18 protein-coding genes and 1 pseudogene are annotated in these 25,449 nt (G+C 40.1%); 1 reads left to right on the top strand and 18 read right to left on the bottom strand.

Features of this window, described 5'->3' with window-relative positions; all coding sequences use genetic code 11:
* The 4 genes from WKT11_RS13015 to WKT11_RS13000 form a co-directional block, all read right to left on the bottom strand.
* Nucleotides 1–248: YdcP family protein (locus WKT11_RS13015; RefSeq protein WP_117964071.1), on the bottom strand; the 248-nt coding region annotated here is incomplete at its 3' end.
* A 15-nt stretch (nucleotides 249–263) separates the two neighbouring features.
* Nucleotides 264–590 (bottom strand): YdcP family protein, encoded by a 327-nt coding sequence (locus tag WKT11_RS13010; RefSeq protein WP_008687121.1) that lies wholly within the window; start codon nucleotides 588–590, stop codon nucleotides 264–266.
* A 244-nt stretch (nucleotides 591–834) separates the two neighbouring features.
* Entirely contained in the window at nucleotides 835–3,879 is a 3,045-nt protein-coding gene (locus WKT11_RS13005; RefSeq protein WP_340284828.1) for an SrtB-anchored collagen-binding adhesin, read from the bottom strand.
* 608 nt (nucleotides 3,880–4,487) lie between these two features.
* Nucleotides 4,488–5,873 (bottom strand): alanine/glycine:cation symporter family protein, encoded by a 1,386-nt coding sequence (locus tag WKT11_RS13000; RefSeq protein WP_118247311.1) that lies wholly within the window; start codon nucleotides 5,871–5,873, stop codon nucleotides 4,488–4,490.
* A gap of 392 nt (nucleotides 5,874–6,265) precedes the next feature.
* Between WKT11_RS13000 and WKT11_RS12995 the strand changes: the two genes are divergently transcribed.
* Complete coding sequence (locus WKT11_RS12995; RefSeq protein ID WP_118247312.1) at nucleotides 6,266–8,218, top strand: glycoside hydrolase family 31 protein; 1,953 nt, start codon at nucleotides 6,266–6,268, stop codon at nucleotides 8,216–8,218.
* A gap of 485 nt (nucleotides 8,219–8,703) precedes the next feature.
* Here WKT11_RS12995 and WKT11_RS12990 read toward each other — a convergent pair whose 3' ends face one another.
* The 14 genes and pseudogenes from WKT11_RS12990 to WKT11_RS12925 form a co-directional block, all read right to left on the bottom strand.
* On the bottom strand, nucleotides 8,704–9,297 hold the full coding sequence (locus WKT11_RS12990; RefSeq protein ID WP_118247313.1) for a peptidoglycan-binding domain-containing protein: 594 nt from the start codon (nucleotides 9,295–9,297) through the stop codon (nucleotides 8,704–8,706).
* Between the two features lie 269 nt (nucleotides 9,298–9,566).
* Nucleotides 9,567–11,840, bottom strand: a complete 2,274-nt coding sequence (locus WKT11_RS12985) for a DUF2298 domain-containing protein (protein ID WP_243098840.1) — start codon at nucleotides 11,838–11,840, stop codon at nucleotides 9,567–9,569.
* Between the two features lie 239 nt (nucleotides 11,841–12,079).
* Nucleotides 12,080–12,916, bottom strand: coding sequence for a sensor histidine kinase (locus WKT11_RS12980; protein ID WP_182364474.1), 837 nt, complete (start codon nucleotides 12,914–12,916; stop codon nucleotides 12,080–12,082).
* Between the two features lie 405 nt (nucleotides 12,917–13,321).
* Entirely contained in the window at nucleotides 13,322–14,044 is a 723-nt protein-coding gene (locus WKT11_RS12975) for a LytR/AlgR family response regulator transcription factor (RefSeq protein ID WP_118247315.1), read from the bottom strand.
* A 121-nt stretch (nucleotides 14,045–14,165) separates the two neighbouring features.
* Complete coding sequence (gene larC / locus WKT11_RS12970; RefSeq protein WP_118247316.1) at nucleotides 14,166–15,518, bottom strand: nickel pincer cofactor biosynthesis protein LarC; 1,353 nt, start codon at nucleotides 15,516–15,518, stop codon at nucleotides 14,166–14,168.
* Nucleotides 15,519–15,520: 2 nt separating this feature from the next.
* Complete coding sequence (gene larB / locus WKT11_RS12965; RefSeq protein ID WP_118247317.1) at nucleotides 15,521–16,282, bottom strand: nickel pincer cofactor biosynthesis protein LarB; 762 nt, start codon at nucleotides 16,280–16,282, stop codon at nucleotides 15,521–15,523.
* 12 nt (nucleotides 16,283–16,294) lie between these two features.
* Nucleotides 16,295–16,378, bottom strand: a pseudogene (locus WKT11_RS12960) (AzlD domain-containing protein); the annotation flags it as partial.
* A 12-nt stretch (nucleotides 16,379–16,390) separates the two neighbouring features.
* A complete protein-coding gene (locus WKT11_RS12955) occupies nucleotides 16,391–17,575 on the bottom strand; it encodes a rhodanese-like domain-containing protein (protein ID WP_118247318.1) in 1,185 nt (394 codons plus the stop codon).
* Between the two features lie 243 nt (nucleotides 17,576–17,818).
* Nucleotides 17,819–18,583 (bottom strand): tRNA threonylcarbamoyladenosine dehydratase, encoded by a 765-nt coding sequence (locus WKT11_RS12950; protein ID WP_118247320.1) that lies wholly within the window; start codon nucleotides 18,581–18,583, stop codon nucleotides 17,819–17,821.
* A complete protein-coding gene (locus WKT11_RS12945) occupies nucleotides 18,577–18,717 on the bottom strand; it encodes a hypothetical protein (RefSeq protein ID WP_173682472.1) in 141 nt (46 codons plus the stop codon). The genes WKT11_RS12950 and WKT11_RS12945 overlap by 7 nt, the downstream gene beginning before the upstream one ends.
* 152 nt (nucleotides 18,718–18,869) lie before the next feature.
* Complete coding sequence (locus WKT11_RS12940; protein WP_117676518.1) at nucleotides 18,870–19,760, bottom strand: ROK family protein; 891 nt, start codon at nucleotides 19,758–19,760, stop codon at nucleotides 18,870–18,872.
* Nucleotides 19,761–19,870: 110 nt separating this feature from the next.
* On the bottom strand, nucleotides 19,871–21,217 hold the full coding sequence (locus WKT11_RS12935; RefSeq protein WP_118247321.1) for a family 4 glycosyl hydrolase: 1,347 nt from the start codon (nucleotides 21,215–21,217) through the stop codon (nucleotides 19,871–19,873).
* 21 nt (nucleotides 21,218–21,238) lie between these two features.
* Nucleotides 21,239–22,195, bottom strand: a complete 957-nt coding sequence (locus WKT11_RS12930; protein ID WP_117676520.1) for a carbohydrate kinase family protein — start codon at nucleotides 22,193–22,195, stop codon at nucleotides 21,239–21,241.
* Between the two features lie 69 nt (nucleotides 22,196–22,264).
* Nucleotides 22,265–25,414: an alpha-mannosidase gene (locus WKT11_RS12925; RefSeq protein WP_117676521.1), complete on the bottom strand. Its 3,150-nt coding sequence runs from the start codon at nucleotides 25,412–25,414 to the stop codon at nucleotides 22,265–22,267.
* Between the last annotated feature and the right edge of the window lie 35 nt (nucleotides 25,415–25,449).

Below are 25,449 nucleotides of genomic sequence, written 5' to 3'. Positions count from 1 at the left end.
GTATCGGCTACTGGATTGACAAGCTCCACAACTGCATTGTAAGGAAATTCCCTTAACGGTACTTCTGGCGGTACAGACACGGGGATAATTCCACCGTGCAGACTGCACTTCAAATCATAGATACGCTTTTTAAGCTGGGTACTCGGTGTCCCGTCCTCATTCTGCAAGAACACATCACGTACCGCTGTAAATTTTAATTCTCCAAATGTTTTCTCTTTGTCAATAACAAACCCGTTTGATAATCTCATAAATTTTCCACTCCTTTACTTTTCTTCAACTGCTACAATATCATCAGCAACTAATACATAATCGGTATGTCCCATATCCCCGATTGCGTAACCTCTGCCGTATAACTTCGGATTGACAAGTTTTACTTTCTGCTCATACTTGAAATGCTTTTCGCCAGCCTGCACAGGAATTTCCACCACAACATTTTCGCCTTTCTGTATGTCAGAATAAAGGTTATAGCTTCGTCTGGCTATGACCTTGCGATTGTTTTTATCTCTTTCAAAGATAGGCTCGCTTTCCCCTGCAAATTCAAGAGTTCCAAAAGACTGTGCCATATCTGGCACGACATATTTCATTTCCATATTGTTTTACCTCGTTTCTTTCTATTTTGATAATTGATAAGTTAATTGATTGTGATTTCTTATTCTAGCGGTTTGGGAAGTACCAGCAATCCCACAGATAGTAAAGGGTAAAATCAATGCTTACGCACCCTTGACTATCCGTGTTCTTGCAGGTTGTTGGCAGACAAGCCAGAATAAGCAAAAATCTGCCGTTTGACCGCTTCGGCGGAGAACGTGATTTTTCTTTCATCATACCGTTACCGCCTTATGATTTTTTCATTTTACGGAGTTTGTAAAGATATGTTCCAGCCAGTCCACCAGCAGACGCAAGCAACATCACGATAAATGCCATTACATTTGTACTGTCGCCCGTTTTTGGACTGTCGCTAGGTCTGTTAGGCTTTTCCGGTGTCGGTGGTGTTTCGGGTTTCTCTGGTTCTTCTGGCTTTTCCTTAAAAGTAATCGTCTGTCCCTCGTCCTCAATATCCTTATGCTCGGTAACTTTCTTCGGCTCGTCTGGATTGCTTAAATCGTATAATTCCTCAAAAGTTACAAGCTGTTTTCCGTCAAGGGAAGTAGCGTCAAAGGTAAAGACAACTTCCACTTTCATGTTTTCGCTGTCAGCAGTAAAGGTGTAATCACTTTCCACACGTTTTCCATTGATAAGAAACTCTGCATTTTCTTCTTTCAACATCTGCCAGCCCACAAGTTTGTACTGTGTACCGACTTCTAAGCCCTCTAAGGTTACGGTATCAATGATTGTAACGTCTTTTCCTGCTTCAATCTCTTTGTTGCCGTCCTTATCGGTAGCAGTCGTATGAATTTTGATGATACGCTCTGTGATAAGTACCGTCTGCCCGTCGTCCTCAATGTCCTTGTGTTCCGCAACTTTTACGGGTTCGTCTGGATTGCTTAAATCATACAATTCCTCAAAGGTAACAAGGTTCTTGCCACCTAAAGCAGACGCGTTGAATGTACAGGAAATTTCCACTTTCATTTCTTCATCATCAGCGACAAAGGTATAATCGTTTTCTACACGTTTCCCGTCAATGATAAGCTCGGCGTTTTCTTCCTTTAACATCTGCCAACCTTTGAGCTGGTATTTTGTGCCTTTTGTAAGTCCGTCTAATTTGACAGTATCAACAATCGTAACCTCTTTTCCTGCAAGGATAGTCTTTTCGCCGTCCTTGCTGGTTGCTGTGGTATGGATAGAGATTTCTTTTTCGTATTCATCAGTCAAAGTCCCTAAATCAATCACAAGATTATTTCTTGATACCACGATTTCAAAAGGTGGGATAAGTTCAAAGCCTTTGTTACTGTTGCAACGCATTTCTTCAATGATGTAGGTATCATAAGGCAATGCACCTTTGCTGTCGTCTGGTTCAGAAGTTCCAAACCACACACCGTCCTCGCTGGTCTTGCCTGCGTTAGTATTGTGCTTGTGAGAAGCCCAGTCAGCAGAAGTGGAGAATTGCCCGTTATCATCAGTTACCACCACATGATTTTCGCCCGTCGTCTTGCTTGTGATCCTAAAGGGAACATCAGCAAGACGCTTGTGTGTGCCTGCACCGATTTTTACGCCCTCAATATCGCCACGCTTAATCTGATTATAGATAGAATGGGCTTCGTCGATTAAGTCCACGATTTTTCCGTTTTCTGTGATTGCAAAATCAATCGGTTTTGCACCGTCTGTCAAATATCCGTTTGGAGCTTCACTTTCAGCGATACTGAAATTTCCATAAGGTAAAAGGTCAGCAGAAGTGGAAGCGACACCCTCAAGGTTTGTATGAATAGTCTTTACGACTTCATTTTTCTTGTAGAGCTTGCCCTCAACCAATACCGCATTATCATTTAAGGAAATGATGTCAAAGGCAGTATCTTTCAAAGTGGCACTTCCTTGTGGTTTGGTATCGCCCGTTTCTAAATCTCGTTTCTGAATTTTGACACCGCCACGGATAACCTTGTCTGATACGGAAAACTGGTTACTTCCAGATAATACGGCAAGGTCGCCGTCCTCGGTAATCTGTGTTACATATAAGCCTTTTATCTGTTCGGACTTATCGCCAGCCTGCATATATGCACCCTCTAACAAGTAGCCGTTTGGAGCTTTTGTTTCTTCTACGGTTAGCGTCCCAAGTGGAAGAACCGCTTTGCTGTCCTGCATATAGAAGCTGTCGCCAGATACCTTGTATGCGTCCGCTAATTTTGTAATGTAGTGGGCTGTCCCGTCGCTGTCTGTTTCAGCGATTGTCTTTGTAACCCATGTACGAGTAGCTTCGGCAGGGAGATTGTCTTTATTATAGAAGCCAGCATAATACTTCCATGTAAATTCCGCGCCTGCTAGAGAAGCGTTCCCTTGCGGATTGTTTTTCTGTGTTTCCATGTCAATCTTGAAAAGCTCAATCAAAGTGTCCGTTACTTTTGGCGTATCAGATACTTTCAAAGTCGCTGTCTTTCCAGCTTCAACCTTTAAGGAATATACAGTTTTATCTACCTTATATCCTGCTGGTGCGGATAATTCCTTGATATAGATTGTGCCTGCTTTTACCTCTACAACATCTGTATTTCCGTTTTTATCAGTCGTAAGGGTGGCAAGCTGTTTTGTGCAGTCCTTATCAGCAAAGACACCGTATGTTGCACCAGCAATAGAGTAATTTTCGTTACCGTCTGTAATGCCGGTATTACTGGAAGTCTTTTGAAGTGTAGCATTTCCGACATTCAACTTCGCCCAGAATTGCCCTAATTCCTGTCCCTCGCCAGAGTAGATATAACCTCCACATTCATAGCGTCCTTTATTTTCTTTGACAAAGGCTCTTGCACCAGAGAAAACTTCGTCCTGCGTTGCCTTTGGAATTTCATCATAAGAAGCTCGCACGTTATCACATTGCCAGCCGAGATGTACGCTCAATCTCTGCCAGACTACACATTGTTCCAATAGATAAACTTGTTTGTAGTTCAGTTCCTTGTGGGCTTCGCCATACTGTTTGACATATTCTAAGGATAACGCCACATCTGAAATCTGGTCGGCACTCATGCGTGAGCTTGCGTCAGCTCTGGTCTTGTAGCCATTCTTAAAATCTGTATTGATGTCGATACAATAGGCAGTTTCGCCCTCAACTTTCATCATGCCCTCATTGAATGTAGAACCAATAGAACCGTCATTCATTACTTTTTCAATGATACCGACACGCTCTGCACTTTCCGTCCAGTATTGCTTACTTTCTGCATGAACGGGTGTAGTCGGTAAAGCAGTAACGACAGTTGCAAGAGCTAAGAAGCCCGTACACAATCGTTTTAATATCTTTTTCATAAATCTAATGCTCCTTTCATTTTGGGTAATAAAATAGCCGTCCAATAAGAACGGCTGAAAATAGAAAAGGAACGTCATTTTAGGCGTTCCATAGTCTATGAAATATTCAATTTTTTCTTGTTTCAATACTGATGTGCTGTACCATATCTTTGCATATCTAGGAAAACTTGCGTATCAAGGCTCATTCGTTGGTAGTAAATAAGTAGTAAATTGATGAGTTTGTTTCCTTGAAAATGCTGATAGATACTGTATTTTAGCGGATAATCAGATTTTTATTGTGTTTTTTTAACAAAAATATTCTATGCCTGCTTTCTCCTGATGAAATACAAAAGGGAAGTGAATAGAATAAGTTCAATGTCCACTCACTTCCCTCCTGAAATCGTTGAAATCTATATACACATTATAAGGGAAAAGCCGCAAAAAAGCGAATCCGGGTGGTTGTGGATAAAGTAAAAATGACGGATAAAAAACAGTACATAACATCAATAAAAAAATTTAAAATTCGTCATTTTTACTAATGCCCTATGCAAGGGTCTGAACAATAACCTAACATCAAGCATCAAGTAAACTAATAAACAGCCTGAAGAAAACTCTCCAGACTGTTTTTATCATTTCTGTGCGAAATACTCTTTTGTAAGTGTAATGGCGGTTCCTGAAAGCAGGAATACACCAATTAAGTTGGGGATTGCCATGAGACCGTTGAATGTCTCAGCAATACTCCAGAGAAGTCCCAGATCTACAGTTGCACCAAGGATTGCCACTAATGAATAGGCGATCATAAATGGGCGGATAACTTTTGCAGAGAATAAGAATTCAATGCAGCGAGCTCCGTAAAGTCCCCATCCGATAATCGTTGAAAATGCAAAGCAGCACATGGCAACTGCCGTAAAGATGGAAACCCAGCCTCCGTATGTAGCAATAAATCCGGAAATTGTAAGTTCTGCACCTGCCGCTGCACCGTAATTTACCGGCACGCCGCTTACAAGGATCACAAGTGCTGTCAGAGTACAGATCACGATCGTATCTGCAAATACCTCAAAGATACCAAACATACCCTGTTTTACAGGCTTGCTTGTATCTGCACAGGCATGAGCGATAGACCCTGTACCAAGTCCTGCTTCATTGGAGAAAATACCTCTGGAAACACCCTTTTTCATACTGAGGAAAAAGCTTCCGATCACACCGCCTGTCACTGCTGACGGATTAAAGGCTCCATAAACAATATCATGGAAAACTGCCGGAACTCTTCCGATATTTAAGATTACAACACCCAATGCAAGTACAATATAAAACAATGCCATAAACGGCACCAGCTTCTCGGAAACACTTCCGATTCGCTTGATACCACCCAGCAGTACCATACCAACCAGCAGCGTGATCACAATTCCAAGGATCAGATTCAGTCTGCCTGTGGAAGACTCTGAAATCACATTAAAGTTAATAAGAGCCGTATCAATTGCTGTTGTAATGGTATTTACCTGCGTAGCATTACCTGTTCCAAATACAGTCAGCACACCGAATGCAGAATAAAGAACTGCAAGAAATCTCCAGTTCTTTCCCAGACCATTCTTAATATAATACATAGGTCCGCCTACATAATCTCCATGTCTGTTTCTCTCACGGAAATGAACTGCCAGGGTAACCTCTGTAAATTTCGTGCACATTCCAAGGATTGCGGAAACCCACATCCAGAATACAGCTCCCGGTCCGCCGATGGCGATAGCTCCGGCAACACCGGCGATATTTCCGGTACCTACTGTACCTGCCAGTGCAGTACAGACTGCCTGGAAAGGTGTCATAGAACCGTCAGAGGCCTCTTTCTTCTTAAAAATTCTTCCCAGTGTGGTTTTAAGCGCATACGGGAATTTGCGGATCTGGACAAAACCGGTCCGCAGGCTCAGGTAAAGCCCTACGCCGATAATACAGATCATAGCCGGGACACCCCAGATAAAATTATTTACGACGTTATTGATGGATTCAATTGTCTGAAGCATGTTAAATAAACCTTTCTTTCGTGTAATAATAACAGTTTAGCACTTTTTTCACCGTATGTACAGAAAGAATTCTATTAAGATAAAGCATTAAAGCACAACAAGTTGCCAGAGCAAGCAGCTAAAATTATCCACTCCACTGCTCATTGCTTTTCGTAATTGAAGCAGGGGACTTACTTGATTCGGTTAAAAAGTCAAAATAACGTATAAATTTGTCATAATTTCAGTAGCATTTCCCCACTCAAACCTCTATTATTGTAAATATGAAATCAAGGAAAACACCTATGTATTTTCTAACAGTACTTAAGCGTTTCAGTTATTCGGTGTAGCGCCGCGTAGCAAAGCGGATGATTTTATCCGCTTGACCATTTTCAACCTAAGGAGGATATGACAAAATGATTCAGAAATATACTTACGGAACCCCATTTGAAACCGACGCCATCGTAACTTCCATCCCGGCTTCTGAGGGAACTCCTGCATACGGAACTATCTCCAGAGAGAACGGCTTCTCTTTTACTTATGACATGGATGACAACGATGTTGTCTATGGTCTGGGCGAATCAAACCGAGGAATCAACAAACGTGGATATGTTTATGAAAGCAACTGTTCCGACCAGCCAAACCATACAGAAGATAAAATCTCCCTCTATGGAGCACACAACTTCCTCGTAATCTCCGGAAAGCAGACTTTCGGTCTCTTCGTTGATTATCCCGGAAAACTGAAGTTTGATATCGGTTACACACTCTCTTCCCAGTTAAAGATCACCTGTGAGGATGCAGACCTTTATCTGTATGTGATCGAGGGCGAAACTCCTTACGATATTGTAAAACAGTTCCGTAAAATCATCGGAAGAAGCTATATTCCGCCTAAATTCGCTTTTGGTTTCGGTCAGAGCCGCTGGGGATATACAACTGCTGACGACTTCAGAAAAGCAGCTGACGGATATCGTGAAAACAATATTCCGATTGATATGGTATACATGGATATCGATTACATGGAAGACTACAAAGATTTCACAGTCAATCAGGAAAACTTCCCTGACTTTGAGGCCTATGTCAATGAAATGAAAGAAAAAGGCATCCACCTTGTCCCGATCATCGATGCAGGTGTCAAGGTAGAGGCTGGCTATGATGTTTATGAAGAAGGCGTTGAGAAGAACTACTTCTGCAAACGTGAAGACGGCAGTGATTTCGTTTCCGCCGTATGGCCGGGCTGGACTCATTTCCCGGATGTCCTGAACGCAGATGCCAGAGCATGGTTCGGACAGAAATACGAACGTCTGATTTCCAAAGGAATTGACGGTTTCTGGAATGACATGAACGAGCCTGCAATGTTCTGCACACCGGAAGGCGTTGCTGAATTAAAAGAATACATCAAAGACAACTTCATGGACAATGAAGAAACATCTGGATTCGTTCTCGGCGCAAAGGTAAAAGGACTTGCAAATAATCCGGAAGATTACAAACGCTTCTATCACAATGTAAACGGTCAGAAGATCCGCCACGACAAGGTACATAACCTGTTTGGCTATAACATGACCCGTGCAGCAGGTGAAGCATTTGAAAAAATCGCACCTGGCAAACGTTTCCTGATGTTCTCCCGTTCCTCCTATGTGGGAATGCACAGATACGGCGGAATCTGGATGGGAGACAATAAATCCTGGTGGTCACACATCCTTCTGAACTTAAAGATGCTTCCATCCCTGAATATGTGCGGTTTCCTTTACACAGGTGCAGATCTGGGCGGATTCGGTGCAGATACCACACGTGACCTGGTACTTCGCTGGCTGGCACTGGGTGTATTCACACCTCTTATGAGAAACCACTCCGCTCTGGGAACCAGAGAACAGGAAGCTTACCAGTTTGAAAATATCGAAGACTTCCGCCATGTGATTGGTGTCAGATATCGCCTTGTTCCATATCTGTACAGTGAATACATGAAAGCGGCATTAAACGATGATATGATGTTCCGCCCATTGGCATTCGACTATACAGACGATACTTTTGCTACTCAGGTAGAGGATCAGCTTCTTCTCGGAAATGAAATTATGATCGCACCTGTTTACACACAGAACGCAAAAGGCCGCTACGTATATCTGCCAGAAGAAATGATGTTCGTCAAATTCCTGCCGGATGGAACCATCTCTCAGGAAATCCTTGAAAAAGGCCACCACTATGTAGAAGTTGCCCTGAATGAAGTTCCACTGTTCATCCGCAAGGGAAAAGCAATCCCGGTTGCTGATGTTGCACAGACAGTAAAAGATATCGATCCTGCTACTATCCGCATGATCGGATATGAGGGAGCTGAATATGACCGTTATGATGATGACGGAGTAAGCACTCTGTAATTTAACCAAATCAATCAGATTTACCTGCCTCAATTACAGGAATTACCAGACAGCAGTTAGAATTGAACGAGATGTCACCTCATAAAAAATAAAAAGAAACAGTCACATGTATCCAATGAATATCAATATATTCTTTCAGTTATGTGACTGTTTTCTTTTAACTTATTAATTCTCCAAAAGAACCTGGTTTTGCCGGAACAAAATTTCCACCTTCATCAATTGTTTCAAATTTTTCTTGATATTCTCCTTCAGTATGCGAAATTTTAGGTTTTTATTCGCTTTAGCAGATTCTACTCATGGGGAGAACATACTCATACCCATTGTATCCATGGAAGCCATACTTACGCTGTAGGGCTTTCTATCCTCCCCATAGAAACACTTCTCCGAAGAAGTGGGCTAACATACTTACTTAATTCCGTTAAAAATTAATACGTATTCCATGCAGGAATATCGGAATCACCTCCAACATAATAAGATTATCTTTTTCAATCATCTTCAATCATTTTGTTCAGCATCAAAATATCTATTTTCCTCCATACCTCGTTTCCAGCTATTCCATCAATTGTTAATCCTTCTTCTTTCTGAAAGTTCTTTATTGCTTCCGTTAGTTCTTCATTTGATTTTGTAACAGAGTTTCCATTGTAATATTGTAATTTTTCCAAACATTTTTTTAACAACTTCATATCATCATTTTCTGTTACAAAATATGTCTCATTATTTTCTGTATTTATCACAGCAACAACTTCCGTAAATAATGAATCACCCTCCCTGATATTTTCCGGGTCAAAAGGCAAAATCGGAATATTTTCTAAAGATCCATATTCAAAATATAATTCATTCAATAAATGAATACTTTTCTGAAATTTCTCCTGCTGTTTCAATTCTTCTTCCGTATAATTTTCAAAAAATAAAGTATTATAATAATACAATACTTTATTCATTTTATCTACATCGTCCAGATTCTCCTTTTCCAGTTGATCCATTGCCCCTGTTTCACGAGCCCACACATTATTCGAACAAATACTACAAATAAAGATAATCATCAATAACACTGCGTTTTTGCTTCTGTTATGTTTCATTTGATACTTCTCCTTTCTTCAGATACATTTCAGTTCTTCTTACTTATATTTAAATGATAACACATTCGTCGCAAAATTTTCTGAAACAGCGAAATTCATATATAAATTGGCGAAATTCGTTTTTTCAAAATATAGTGTGTTTTTTATAAGGTTTTTTGCCACAATTTCTCTCCAATATTTCTGTAATGTTGCACAAACAGTAAAAGATATTGAACCCACTTTTATCTGCACGATCAGATATGACTGTTTTCTTTTTGAAATCTGTTTTATTACAATTTCACAATCATTGTATTTTCCTCTTTAAAAACTATTTCTCCCAATGAACTTAAAAGTGCTACATTAACCCCTTCATATTTTTGATATTCACAGCTTCCAATAAAAATATAATTCACCTCATATTTATCAAGCAGTTCCTGTACTTCTTTTTTATCTGTTGAAGTATAAATAGTTTCCACGTCTGTTCTTCTTTTGTTTTCTTCATCAAGATTATTTCGCCATAACCATTCATGAACATACCATCCCAATACCGTCGGCAAACCTGTCATAGCAGAAACCCGGTTGTCATAGTCTTTATAACTGTCGCCGCAAGCTTCAAGAACGGTTGGCTGACCTGTAATATTTTTATTCAGCCATCGTATTGCTGCCGCATCTTCAGGAATGGCATTTTCTATATAAGCAGTTGCATTGAGAGTTTGGTATTTATTTTTCAGAGGAAAACCTGTAAACCAATTTGTTGTAGCATTTACGAAATATCCACAGGTAGATATAAGAAGTATTATTGCCATTCCCCCAACGGTTATCTGCACTTTTGATAATCTTACCTTTTTCTCATATCTATTATCCAATTTAGTTTCTTGCAAAATTTTTATTCTGTCTGCCACAAAAAATACCAGAATATACGACATCATAAGCGCAAAAAGTATATATGCCTGATAAGTCAGCTTAAACATAGTATTTGCTCTTGGTGCTGTTTTTTCATAGATATCTCTTACATAAACGATTTCCGGAATCAATATTAGTCCCATTGCACAAAGAGGAAGTACAACTCCGTATAAATCAGAAACATTAATTTTGTAAAATAAATTCCTGTTTTTTTTATTTGTAAAATTCCTATTTTTTATCAGCGTAGATACGACAAATAATCCACATATAAGCAATGGAAAAGCCCATAATACACAAAACTGATAAAACGCCGTATGAATTTTCACAATTCCGATTCCCTGTACCATAACACTTTTAAACTGTAAATGGAATGGTAACGAAACCAACACCGCAGTCAGCAGAAGTTCTATCCATTGCACAACGCTCCATTTTATACCGGTTCTCATATCTGAAGGTTTCATATCTGTAAAATTAAGATATCTCTTCAAATTTCCAAAAAACAGTGTTCCACATATTACAACATAATAAATCATAAAATCCCATGTATTTGAAAACAGGAAAATTCCAAGGAACAGTCCCAGCAGAAATATCTCTTTCTGTTTCCAGCTTTTACCGGAATTTCTTTTTATCCATGCATATAAAATCCCCAATACTGCCAAAACAAAAAACACATTAATCACATGCGCATGTAAATCCCCAAGAACAAAAGAATATGAAGGAAATTCATGAATTGTCTCGTCCCCTGTCACAGGTGGATCAAATCCTATAAATCGTGTTGTGCCTGGAAACCAGTAATCTTCTCTTATCCCCAGTAATGTAAAAATTTTTCCATATATAATATAATGAAGGTTTCCACTCATGGATACAGATAAACCTGCTAAAATACCTCCAAAATCTGTTGTCCATGCTCTTCCCCTTTTACCTAATTTATCCTTAAGCATCTGGCGCACAAGACTAAATGGCAATACAAACGCAAATGCAGCTATCATGGTACGCATAAGATTGTATGTAATCTCTACCTTTGTTCCTGTAAGTTTCGTAAGAAACACCGCAAAATATTGACCACCATAATAGTAGTTAAAAGCTTTGCCAGCATACCACATATCTTCTGACGGAAGTGTTGTGCTACGCATCATAGACTTCATAAAACCAAAATCCATATATTTTTCAGTTCCATGAGCTGCCGGATGAAATCCTGCCATATATGTCCATAAAAGAAATACAACAAAGAAAATCACTTCTTCCCAATAAACAAGTTCCATATGTTTCCACGGAAAAATCTTTCTTTGTTTTCCATATATTCCATAAGCAATACTGCTCCCCCCACATAAGGTAGTAATTACGATAGAACTCAATGTGGTAAAGTGAACCACTTTTATAGAAGTCAAAATCCATACTCCATATCCGCATATCACTATTGCTATAACCTTTGAATACATCCATCCATTATCATCAAAACCTTTGAATATCTGAGCCGTTATCGGCATAAATACCAATCCAAGAATCCATAAAATTTCCCACCATATCATGAATGTAAAGAAATCGGATCCTAACAGCCAAAAAGCAACTCCTATTAATAGCCCTGCTGCCAGTAATTTAAATTTATTTACTTTTTTCATAATAATATATTTCTCCATGACTTTTTTTAATTCTTTTCTCATTCTCCTTTTACATATATTTCATTTCTTCTTACTTTGTATTTGAATAATATCATATTTATTGCAAAATTTTCTAAAATGGCGGAATTCATATATAAATTGGCGAAATTCGTTTTTCGAAAACATATTGTGGTTTTTTATGATGTTTTCTGTCACAATATTTTCCCTCTTGACTAATTTTCTGCAAAATAAAAGACAGCGCAGTCCTACCACTACACTATCTTTCATAGATTCTACATAATTTATAAGTACAGCATTACCTTTACAGTAAAAATCTGATTTGTATTCGAAACATCCATAAATCCCTGATATTTCTCTACCATCTTCCTGACATTTGCAAGACCAATGCCATGTCCTTTTTCTTCCTTCGTTGACAATAATTTATTTTTCTCTACAGCCAATTCATGTTGAAAGCTGTTTTTTATTTCCATGGAAAGCATGCCCTTTTCATAGTATATATCCACTGACATCCATTTATCTTTCGTCTGTTCTGCTGCTTCTATTGCGTTCTCTGTCAAGTTTCCCAAAATCACATTCAGATCAAATGCTGATATACACAAATCAGATGGTACCCGTACCTCATACTCTACATGATTCAGTTTCTTTTTTGCCTGTCCCAGAAGATAATTCAGCAGACTGTCAAGATTCTTATTCCCACAACTGACCAGTTCAGACTGATTCTGCATATACTCCCCCATGTCCTGTATATATTTCCGAATTTCTTCATTATTCTGATTTGCAGCCATAAGTGCAAGTTCTCCCAGATGATTTTTCATATCATGGCGTAGAGCTTTTACTTTCTCTTCCGATTGCATCAACACATCCAACTGGTGAGAATAAATGAGCATTTGTTTTTCCATAAGAGATTGTTCTTCCAGTTTCTTATACGCACTTATCAGAACATCATATAAATAGAAAATCAATAATACAACTGCCAAAACACAACATCCAAATAACACCAGCAGGATACGATTTTTTAGTTCCTGTTCAACAATAAGCAATTCTGCCAGACAAAGTGCTGAAATAACCGCCAGTATCATCCCATGCGGAGTTTTATCTTCTCCTTTATTCTTAATCAAGATTTTTTCTGAAATAACATCACAAATCAGCAATAATAGTACAGTTATATACGCAGCACATTCACCGACTTTCCCTGTTATTGAATAATCTGTCAGTAAATGAACAGATACTAAATCACATCCCATATTAGTTCCATATACAAGTAGTGTCACAAATATTTTCTTTTTCAATGCTCCTTCATAACACACTGTAATCAAAAAAATCAGCACTATATTTGTTATCACACTCATACCTGGCGAACAAAATATCAGATGTACCACTGCTGTCAAAATAAAAAACAATACATAACAGGCTCTTTCTTTTTTCTTTTCCTCAATATCTGTCCAAAAGAACAGCCTCATAAAGCGATAGATTATATATGTACGCAAAAGATTCGTGCTTAATGTAGTTATCAACGCAAACATTTACTCTCTGTCCCTCCACACACGTTCCGCCAGTTGCTTTCTCACTGATTTCCGATATGGCTGGCTGATTGGAATTGTATCTCCGTTTTTCATTTTCACAGATTCATAAGAACATTCTTCGATATAATCAAAATTGATCAGGTACGACTGATGAATCTGAATGAAATTTCCCGGAATTTTCTTTGCTATTTCTTTCAGTTTGCCATTAAATTCTTTCTGTCCGTCTTTTAAAACCAGATGCACTTTTTTATTCTGACTGCTGAAATACAGAATATCTTTATATAGCACCTTGAAATAATATCCACTGCCAAAGTACTCGAAAATACCTTTTCTGACTTCCGAAATTTTCTGAATCCTGTTCATGACATTCCCAACTTTTATTTTGTCTAAAGGTTTGATCAGAAAATCTGTAGGCTGTACACGAAATAAATCCATCGCATAACTGCTGTTCGCTGAAATGTAAACAATTGCAGTTTCCATGTTTTCCTGTTCTTCTCTTATAAAACGTCCCACTTCAATTCCATTTGTTGTCAGTAATTCTATATCCAGAAATAGCACATCAAGAATCTTCTTGTTTTCTCTCAGGAACCGGCACAGGCTTTCTCCCTGATACCAGATATCAATATTCATCTGAAGTTTATTCTCTTTTCCATAATCATAAAGCATTTTTTCCAGTTCCCCGCAGAGTCCTTCATCATCATCGCAAATGCCAATGCAAAACATTTCTTTTCTCCTTTCATACTACATACAGTATACAGTTCTTACAACTCTACTTCAAGACAAAAGTACCCTTTGATTTCGCGTGGAGTACTCTCAGGGAAACCAAAGGGTTCATATATGAAAGTTATTCTTTGTCTTTATTTGCCAAAACAATATAACGATAAATTTCTGTAAACGGGATCTCTTTTTCTCTGCTCAACTGTGCAACGCTCTCATATTCCGGATAAAGCTGCTCTTTTCCATTCAAAGTGCATACCTTTGCCAGAACTTCTCCCCATGGAGTCGGAAGGGTTCTCGTTTCTCTGGGAAGAATCGTACGTTCCATTCTGCTATAACGAATTCCAATCGTAGTAGTTTCTTCAAAAATAATATTCTGAAGCGTTTCCATATCTTCTTCCTTACAGATCACATTCAGAACCCATGCAGGTCTGTTCTTTTTCATAAAAACAGGCACATAATGCACATCTCTGGCACCGGCTTTCATCAGACGTTCCATGACAAATCCCAGAACTTCTCCACTGCAGTCATCAATGTTTGTCTCCATCTTGATAATCGTATCTTTGGTTTCCTGATTTTCAGCTTTCGGATTATTTCCGATTTCCGGGTGTTTGAATTCTTCTGTCTGAGCCTTTGCTTCATCTGTTTCTGCGCTCTGTGAGATAATCATTGCCCTTAGGATTCCCGGACACTCATACTGGCGTTTACCTGCGCCGATTCCAATCCTCCGGATTTCAAATGTTTCCGGAAGTTTATCCTTTGTTTTCACTGCTGCCACGATTGCTGCACCTGTAGGCGTTACAAGTTCACCTTCTACCTCTGTCATTTTCAGATATAAATGATTGGCACTTACTATATTCGCAACTGCCGGAACCGGGATTGGCAGGATGCCATGCTGACAGCGGACAGTTCCACGTCCCTCGCAGAGAACAGGAACGATAACCTCTGTAACATCCAGATCATCCAGACAGACTGCCACAGACACAATATCCACAATAGAGTCAACTGCTCCCACCTCATGAAAATGCACCTGATTTACAGGCACATTGTGTGCTTTACTCTCTGCCTCTGCAAGAATTTCAAATATACGCAATGCGATCTTCTTTGCATTCTCAGTCATTGCGCTATGCTCTATAATATAAGTAATTTCCTTTATTCCACGGTGTTCGTGATGGTGATGGTCTTTCGCTGTTCCTGTACCATGGACGTGATTGCGCTCCTGACCTTCATGATGATGTCCATGCAGATATTCCATATCATGGTCATGATTTTCATGCTCTTTATCCGGCACAACATTAAAATCACATGCATCTATTCCGGACTTCACAACTCTGCTGATCTTTGTCTCAAATCCTGATACCTTAAGACTCTTCAGCACCCTGTCCAGCACTGCGCGGTCAGCCCCCAGATCAAGAAGTGCGGCTACTGTCATATCACCACTTATCCCTGAATAACATTCCAGATATAATGTTTTTCCCATAATCAATTTCCTTTCTCATCTGCACCTGCCGCCAGACGGTTGATCTGCGTTGCCAGATAGCCGGCACCATATCCATTATCAATATTCACCACCGCAATACCGTTCGCACAGGAATTGATCATAGTAAGAAGCGCAGAAAGACCATGCATACTTGCACCATACCCCACAGATGTGGGTACTGCGATCACAGGTCTGCTCACCAGACCGCCCATCACACTGGCAAGAGCTCCCTCCATTCCTGCAACTGCAACTACACAGTTCGCACTCTGGATTGTCTCCAGTCTGGAAAACAGACGATGCATTCCGCTGACTCCCACATCATAAATCCGTTCAACATTTGTACCGAAATATTCCGCTGTCTGCGCAGCTTCCTCAGCAACCGGAATATCTGCTGTTCCCGCTGAACACACTGCAATCTTGCCAATACGCTTCTTATCTTTCTTCTCAATCTTTAAAATACGTGAGATCGGATCATATTCCACTTCCGGAAACTTCTCCTTCACCAGTTCATACTGAGGTTGGGAAGCTCTGGTCCCGAATACCTCACCGTCTTCTCTGTATAATCTTTCAAAAATATTCAGAAGATGTTCATCTGCCTTATTACTGCAGTAGATTACTTCTGCGAAACCGGTTCTTGCCTTACGGCTTGTATCCAGCTTCGCATACTCCATTTCTTCATAACTTTCTTTCTTAAGGATTCTCTCTGCCTCTTCCACAGATACAGAACCACTTTTTACACTTTCAAGAATCTCCTGTAAGGTCATGGACCCCTCCTTTTAGAACACCACCTGCACCAGAAACATATAGACAACCGTTCCCACTATAATACTGAGCAGTGTATTTCTCTTCCACAAATGAAGATTTTGCTGTTATCATTCTTTTTCCTTATCAGCGCCCTTATTTCCACGCTGATCGTAGTCATCCAGGAAATTGTAGTATTCTCCATCTTTATGATATCCCATAACAGTACGAAGATTAATATCCCGCACACTGTTAAAGATATTCGTCTCGATCACACTGCTTGTATTTCTAAACTGTGCAACCAGCTCTTTCATCTCATCACGCTTGGAACCACGTCCGCCCCCACAGCTTACACAGTTCTCAGTAAAACGGCATGCACACTGAATGAAGTGCAGCCCATTAGTATCTCTCCATGCCTTGATCGCAGATTCCTTGATCAGATACATAGGACGGATCAGTTCCATTCCCTCAAAATTCTGACTGTGCAGCTTCGGCATCATAGTCTCCACCTTACCACTGTACAGCATACCCATGAGGATCGTCTCGATCACATCATCAAAATGATGTCCCAGCGCAATCTTATTACATCCCAGCTCCTTGGCATGAGAATACAGATAACCACGTCTCATTCTCGCACAAAGATAACAGGGATTATTCTCAATTTCTGCCACTGTATCAAAAATATCACTTTCAAAAACCGTAAGAGGAATTCCCAGAAGCTCTGCATTATCCTGAATAATCTTCCAGTTATCCGCATTATAGCCCGGATTCATTACCAGAAACACCAGTTCAAAATGAATCTTCCCATGGCGCTTCAGCTCCTGAAGCAGCTTCGCCATCAGCATAGAGTCCTTACCACCTGAAATACAGACAGCAATCTTATCTCCCTCCTGAATCAGCTGATACTCATTCAAAGCCTTGGTAAACGGTCTCCAGACTGTCTTTCTGAACGTCTTGATAATACTGTGCTCAATCTCTTTCGTCTTCAGTTCCTTCTGCTCCTTAGCATCATTCTCCATAAAACGGCTCAGAGAAAGTCTCAGATAGGCTCGATATCCACCTTCTATATTCACAGCCTCATACCCTGCATCACTCAGCTTCTCCACACAATCCCGGCTTCTGTCCCCCGTATGGCAGAGAACATATACTGTTTTATCTTTATCAACAGCCTCCATCTTCTCATCAAACTCATCCAGCGGAATATTCACCGCCCCAGGAAAAGACCCCCTACTATACTGATCCGCCGGCCGCACATCCACGATTGTAATCTTAGAAGAATCAATCTTTTCCAGCTCTTCCACACTAATTGTATTCATATATAACCTGCCTTTATCTCTTAAAAATCAATCGCCTGCATCTGATGAATCACCCTATATTTCCGCCCAATTCACCAGCCATCATTATACTTTGAAACCCCATGATAGTCAACACATTCCCACCCCCGCAAAAATTTTGTGTGCACACAAAATGAATTATTTTTCTGCGCGTCCCCTGCCCCCAGACAAAAAAGATGTGCACCATACCATCTCTGATACAATACACATCCACATAAACATTTTTTATCTTCTGCACTCTGCAGTCAGGTCTTTAATAACCTCTCCTGCAATAATCAGTCCAACCACAGAAGGTACAAACGCCACACTGCCCGGAATAGCTCTGCGCTCCGTACACTTATGTTCAGCCCCCGGAGGACAGATACAATTCTCCTTACAGCTAATTGCCATATCCTCAACCGGTCTGATTGGCTGTTCCTCCGAATAAACAACCTTCAGTTTCTTCACACCGCGCTTCTTCAATTCCCTGCGCATAACCTTCGCCAGCGGACAAACCTTCGTCTTATAAATATCCGCCACCCGAAACGCACTGGCATCCAGTTTATTACCGGCACCCATACTGCTGATGATCGGAGTACCAGACTCCTTCGCACGCATGATCAACTCAATCTTCGCAGTCACAGTATCCACTGCATCCACTACATAATCATACTCATTAAAATCAAAATCAGCTGCATTTTCCGGAAGATAAAAGCACTTATGGATTCTCACATCTGCCTTCGGATTAATTTCCAGGATTCTGTCTCTCATCACTTCAGCCTTATACTGGCCTACCGTCTTTCTGGTAGCAATGATCTGTCTGTTAAGATTAGTCAGGCATACTTTATCATCATCGATCAGGTCAAAAGAATACACACCACTTCTTGCAAGTGCTTCGCATACATATCCTCCAACTCCGCCGATTCCAAATACTGCCACACGGGAGTTCTCCAGTTTATTCATTGCCTCTTTTCCCAGAAGAAGCTCTGTTCTTGAAAATTGATTCAGCATAATTTCTCCATTTCATCCTGTATTGCTTCATTCTTTACCTGTTCTTCTTTTACTTCATCATCTCTTGTCTGTCCTGCTCCATTGCCCGTAACATAAGCAGCCCTGCAGGCCAATATCAAAAAAATGATAAGCAAAAACCAACACCATATTTTTCTTTTGTTTTTTATGATCAGCCGTTTCATAATTATATGCCATTACCTTCTTAATTTTACTAATGTCTCCCGGATACCTGCCAGATATGCTTGCAGACAACTACTGCCACTGTTCATTTAGCTTAAAGCTCTTCCTATTTTGAAAAAGCCAGATATGCAGCTCCAATCAGGCCGGAATCTTCATTTAATGTAGATTTTCTTACCTTAATAAATGGTCTCTGAGCTTCGTAGACTTTACTCTTTACAAGCTCCTCTACTTCCTGTACAAAGCCATCCACCTTAATTGCCACAGAACCGCCCAGTATCACGATATCCGGATCAACAAGATTATAAATGGCCGCAATGAAATTGGCAAGATGCTGTTTCGCATCCATCATGATTTTCTTTGCAGTTTCATTTCCGGCAAGAGCCAGATCATTGACTTCTCCTGCATGTTTTACATCGAGTCCGGCTTTTCTCGCACGCACGGTGATAGCCGTTCCGCTGCTGATTGCCTCAATACCTCCCGGAAGAATCGTGCCATGTGACGGACCATCCTGCATCATGATCGTATTCTCTACTTCATTTGCCCAGCCATGAGCGCCCTGGAAAATTTTCTTATCTATTACAAATCCTGAACCCACCCCTGTAGATATCGTCAGAAACTGAACAAATCTGTAATCCTTTCCTTCTCCTGCAACTGCCTCGGCAAGTGCTGCAAGATTTCCATCATTATTTAAATACACCGGAATATGAATCATGCTCTGCAGTTTCTCTGCAACTGCCAGATGATGCCAGTCTCCTCTTAAATTCGGAGGGGTGATAATTCTGGCATTCACCAGATCAAGAGGTCCCGGACAGGACATTCCCACGCCTACGATCTCATGATTATATCCTTTGATTACCTCTGCAATCTTACCAAGCGTTTCCTCCGGATTTTCCGGATTTGTAGAAAACTGCTGCCTGTCTGTAATCTCCAGTTTCTCATTAACGAGTGCAACTCTTGTATTTGTTCCGCCTATATCAATCGCTACCGCATATTTCATAATAAATTTCCTGGCTGTATTCTTTCACCGAAATACAACTTTCCTTTCCTTATATAGTATTGCGCTTATCCCCTGATTTCGATTTAGTATATCACAAAAGAAATCCTCTCTCAAGACCGCGCATTATAAAATTCCTCTTCCAGTTTTCTGGCAACAGACCAGGAATTTACCAATGGATTCATGGCCAGTGCCCATACTACTTTTTCTCTGTCATTTGTTACGATTGCTTCTATGCTGCATTTTTCATATGATTTTACCGTTCGGATCAGATTTTCACAATAAAGAGGAATTTTTCCAAACTTCACAGGCTCAATTCCTCTGCTTGAAACCTTACAGGTAACTTCAACAATATCGTCATTATCCAGGAAGTTCAGACTGCCCTGATTTTTAATACACAAAACCAGGTATTTTCCCTCTTCGCTCTGCATTCCTTCTATACAGTCCAGCATAACACCGGCATATCCCATTCCTTCCGGAATCGGAAGCTTTCCTTTTTCAAGCAGAGGTCTGACACTTACTCCGGACTCAACACTCATATAGGAGTTTTCTCTGACCTGCATATAGTACAGAAATGTCTGAAGCGCCTCTTCCGGATCTGCATTGATATCCATTCCCGAAAGTTCCTTCATCATCTGCTGATTGATTTTCTCTATCGCTTCTCCTCTGGTATTTTCGCTGTTTAAAATATGTTCCAAAGCCTTTTCTCTGTGATAATAATAGTACAGATACTCATTTGGCAACATTTTACTGCTTCTGATAGCTTCCGGATCCATCGTCTTAAACTCCTGCATGGAATCCAGAAAAATTTCATCATTTACCAGTTCAGAAAGAATTTCCTTTCCCTTCTTCTTCACACTGGAAATCCAGGACAAATGATTTAGTCCAAAAAACTCCACATATAGTTCATCTTCCTCCACACCAAGCCTCTCTGCCATTCTGAATTTCGTCGCACTGGGCGCATCACAGATTCCTATCACTTTATCATACCCTGCCTGCGTAAGTGCCTGAGTTACAAGCCCGGAAGGATTAGAAAAATTAAAAATCCAGGCATCCGGCGCATATTTTTGAAAAATCCTGCAATAATCCAATAATACCGGAATTGTTCTTGCTGCCATAGAAAATCCGCCTGCACCGGTAGTTTCCTGACCGATCACTCCCGCATTTAATGCTGCCCGTTCATCCTGTACCCTGGAATGGTCGCCGCCTACACGCAGCGTAGTTACAATATAATCAGTGCCTGCCACAGCCCCTTCACATGTATCACAAAGAGTAATTCTTAGGTCTTTTTTCTCCCTTTCCACCACATACATACAAAGTTTTCCAATAATGTCAAGTTTTTCTTTATTAATATCAAACAGAGAAACTTCATCAATATTGAGCTTTTTATATCTCCTCAAAAGACCATTAATAAAAATAACCGTGCGCACTCCTGCGCCACCTATTACTGCAATTTTCATCTTTCGCTGCCCCTTTCTTTATTATTCCGCACTCAGAAAGTCATCCAGATATTTTCTAGCCGGAAACGCACTGTTCCCGCCAAGTGCAGTCACACTTAATGCTCCGCATGCATTTCCCAGTCTCAGACATTCCTCTGTGTCTTTATCCATAAGAAATCCATACACAAACCCAGCATTAAAAGAATCTCCTGCTCCGGTAGTATCCCGAACCTGTACCGCAAAAGGATTCACCTGATACAACTTTCCATTTTTTACCGCCAGGGAACCATTTTTTCCAAGTTTTACCACTGCGGTTCCACACATAGACGCAAATTTCTCCGCCGCCTTTTTTACATTTTCAAGTCCACTGTAACGGACAGCTTCTGTCTCATTCATAAACAGCACATCTATATAAGGAAACAATTCATATATTTTGCGATCCCAGATTTCTTCCGGATCCCATCCCAGATCAAAAGAAATCGTAACATCCTGCCTCTGCTTCAGAGTTTTCATAAATTGCAGATATTCCCGATGATTTCTGTTTCCTTCGTATCCTGTTATATGGATGTGTCTGGCTTTAGACACTTCTTCCAGGTTTATATTTTGAATATTTACCTTTGCATTTCCACCCTGATAAGTCAGAAATCCTCTATCCTGTTCATTTGTGAAACTCAGCGAAATTCCTGTTCCTGTTTCTTTACTTTTGCTTACAAATCTGGTGTCGATATTTTTTTCTTTAAATTCCTGCAATATAAATTCACCGTACAAATCGTCTCCGATTACGCCCTGAAATGCGCAATGCATTCCAAGTCTGCCAAGTCCAAGTGTGAAAAGGGCTGCGCCGCCTCCCACAAAAGTTTTCATCGTATCAACAAGTTCTTCCTGTCCCGCACATGGTAAATGATTCACATTTGGAATGATCAGGTCAATATTCGCATCTCCAAAAACGAAAACATCCCACTCTTTTTTTCTAATTTTTATTCCTGTTTCATGTCCCATATCATCGTATCCTTTTAGTTATAAAAAGGAGGGAACATCGTCCCTCCTCTTATTTTTATCCTGTTTGATTTATTTTCGTCTGATCTTTAATGTTTTAATCTCATATGGCTTGATAGCAAAGGAAACCGTATGCTCTGTGCAAGATACCGGCTGTTCTTCTTCTTCCAGAAGATTACATTCAGTCACATCTGCAATTTTCTCCCCACAGGTGAGAACTACATTTGTCCTTCTGTTGTAACACTCATACATACGAACGATCAGGTCTTCTCCGTTTTCTGCTTTTTTAACCGTTTCGATTATCACATTATTCTGATCAACCTTGAATAATGAATATTCTCCTGCAAGTTTTCCGCCCTCATTTTCTTTGACAACAGCGGTCATCGGGTTATTTAATTCATATGCCTGGGCAACTGTGTTTGCATCCGTCCAGTTTTCTGCATGAGGATAGATAGAATATGTAAATTCATGGTGCTCCTTATCGGCATCCGGATTTGGATAGATTGCAGATTTCAACATGGAAAGTCCGACTTCACTTCCATGTACACCAACACCAAATTTACAGTCATTCAGGAAACTTACACCGTATCCTTCTTCGCTCACATCCATCCACTTATGATGGCATACTTCAAATTTAGCAAAATCCCATGAAGTGTTTGCGTGAGTCGGACGTTTTACATTACCATACTGAATGTCAAATGTTGCTTCATTGGTATGTACGTCTACAGGGAAATAATCCTTAACAAAAATCTGATGTTCTTTCCAGTCAATTATATTTTTAATATCAATTCTCGGAATATCATGATACAGATAGATTTTCTGAACGATCACAGAATCCAGATATTTTCTCTCAATTCTGACACACGCTCTTACCGGTCCGTTTTCTGTTACTTCCATAGAAGAAACATCATCGATTTCCCATGATTTCTCTGTATAATAATTATTTACATCCCACGCATCGTAATTATGCGGACGATCCTCATAGCTGATGATCACATTGCCGGCTTTTCCTTCTTTAAGTATCTGTCTCTTCGCTGATTTATCGTAAATCTTTGCGAACTGGCCTTTTTCGTTATAATCAACTGCAAACCAGTCATTCTCCATATGTTTTACAGAGACATCCATGGAAATCTCTTCTTCATTCTCTTCTCCGTCTTCGAGAACATAAGTTTTATATCCTTTAGATGGTACACCCGCAGCAGTAAAGATATATGTATCTCCCGCTTTCTGAATTGCAACTGTATTTCCATTATCTTTCAATACCGGATTCTTAATCTCCTCTGGACAAATAAAGGAAACAATTCCCGGAACTTCGCTACTGTTTGGATTAAATACAACAACCGCATGTAAAGGTGCATCTACATTTCTTACAAGACTTCCAAGAGAAGCAGTTTTTAACTCTTTGTTTTCTGCAAATATCTTTTCATATTCTTCTTTGGAATCCTCATATACTTCTTTAATCGAAGATCCCGGTAAAATATCATGGAACTGATTTCTGAGGATTACTTCCCAGCCTTCATAAAGCGCATCTTTCGGATATGTGTTTCCTGTCAGAACTTCATCCATTGCCGCATAGGTTTCTTCATCCTGATAAGCCAGCTCTGCTTTCCGGTTGTATTTCTTATTTCTTGCCATAGAAGTATATGTCCCTCTATGATATTCCAGATACAATTCTCCAACCCATGACGGAAGATATTTGCTGCCTTTTGTCTCTTCGTCCAGCCTCTTGAAGAAATCAAGTGCCGTAGACATTTTTGTTCTCGGGCAGCCCGGAATTCCCTGACTCATACGTCTCTGGTTTTCAAGCTGTTCTTTTGTAGGGCCACCGCCGCCATCGCCAAATCCGAAACTGCAAAGAACCTCTTCGTTCAATTCCTTCTGGCTATAACGGGCCCATCCGCCTTTCATCTGACTTGGGTTCAGGAAACCATTATACGTTGTAAAATGCTCTGTTTCCGTGCCACCTTCCACAGCAGCCTTATTGTAATCCCTTGTCGGTATAAAATGAGTCAGAACTCTGCTACCATCGATTCCTTCCCATTCAAAAGTATCATACGGCATTTTATTTAGCTCATTCCAGCTGATCTTTGTTGTCATGAAATATGGAATACCGCATTTCTGCATGATCTGAGGAAGCGCCGCTGAATATCCAAAGACGTCCGGAAGCCACAGAATCTTATTATCTGTTTCAAACTCATCTTTAAAGAACTTTTTCCCATGCATGAACTGACGGACAAGAGCTTCACCTGATGCCAGATTACAGTCTGCTTCTACAAACATACCACCCTCTGTCTCCCAGCGTCCTTCTTTTACACGCTCTTTGATTTGTTCATAAACCTGTGGTGCATTTTTCTTTACATATTTATACAGCTGAGGCTGGCTGGACATGAAAATATATTCCGGATATTCTTTCATCAGATTTAATACCGTTGAAAAACTTCTCACGGATTTGTCTTCTGTTACCTTTAATGTCCATAACCATGCACAGTCAATATGTGTATGACCTACGCAGCAGACAACCGGTTCCTGTTCTTTGTCACAATGTTTCTCATAAAATTCTTTTGTAATAAATTCCTGTGCGCTTTCCAGGCTCTCGTAATATTCCGTTGAGCCTTCTTTTCTCATATCCAGAAGATTCAGAGAATCATTTAAAGCCTGAATAATAGTAATATACGCTTTGTCATCTGGATTTAACAGACGTGCTGTTTCGTATGGAACAGAAAGATCATAGAAATACTTCTCTGTTTTTCTGTCCAGAACTTTTAATTTTGAATCCAGCTTCAGGCTGAAATTCTGGTCTCCTGTAAAAGCAGAGAGAATAATTCTGTACTGTGTTCCGGCTTTTGCCTGTTCTGCAAGGATAATTTCTCTGTGATTTACATCCAGTCCCTGTACAAGCGTACCATTTACATAGATCGTAAACTGTGGATTGGTCGCATCCCACTCTGCTTCTCTTCCTGTCAGAAGTTCATATACGACACATTTTCCATCAAATTTTTCCGGAACAGTTACAAAAGTCTCAAACCAGTAATACTCTCTGTGACCGCCCCAAAGCTCTGTATTTGTAAATTCTTCCCAGCCAGAAGTATCAAGTTCTGACACATTCTCAAATCTTTTATCTGTTTTGATCATTCGATACTTCTGAATCGGCATACTTTCCGGATAAATCTGTTCTTTTAAATATTCCAGCATTTTGCCAATGCGTTCTTTAATGAAAACCATTTTTTCTACCTCCCAGTCATTGTAATTTAAAAGTA

Source organism: Blautia sp. HCN-1074, from assembly GCF_037890165.1.
Lineage (GTDB): Bacteria > Bacillota > Clostridia > Lachnospirales > Lachnospiraceae > Blautia_A.
Note: the sequence above shows the minus strand (reverse complement) of the source record. Positions and strands in the feature narration are given on the sequence as shown.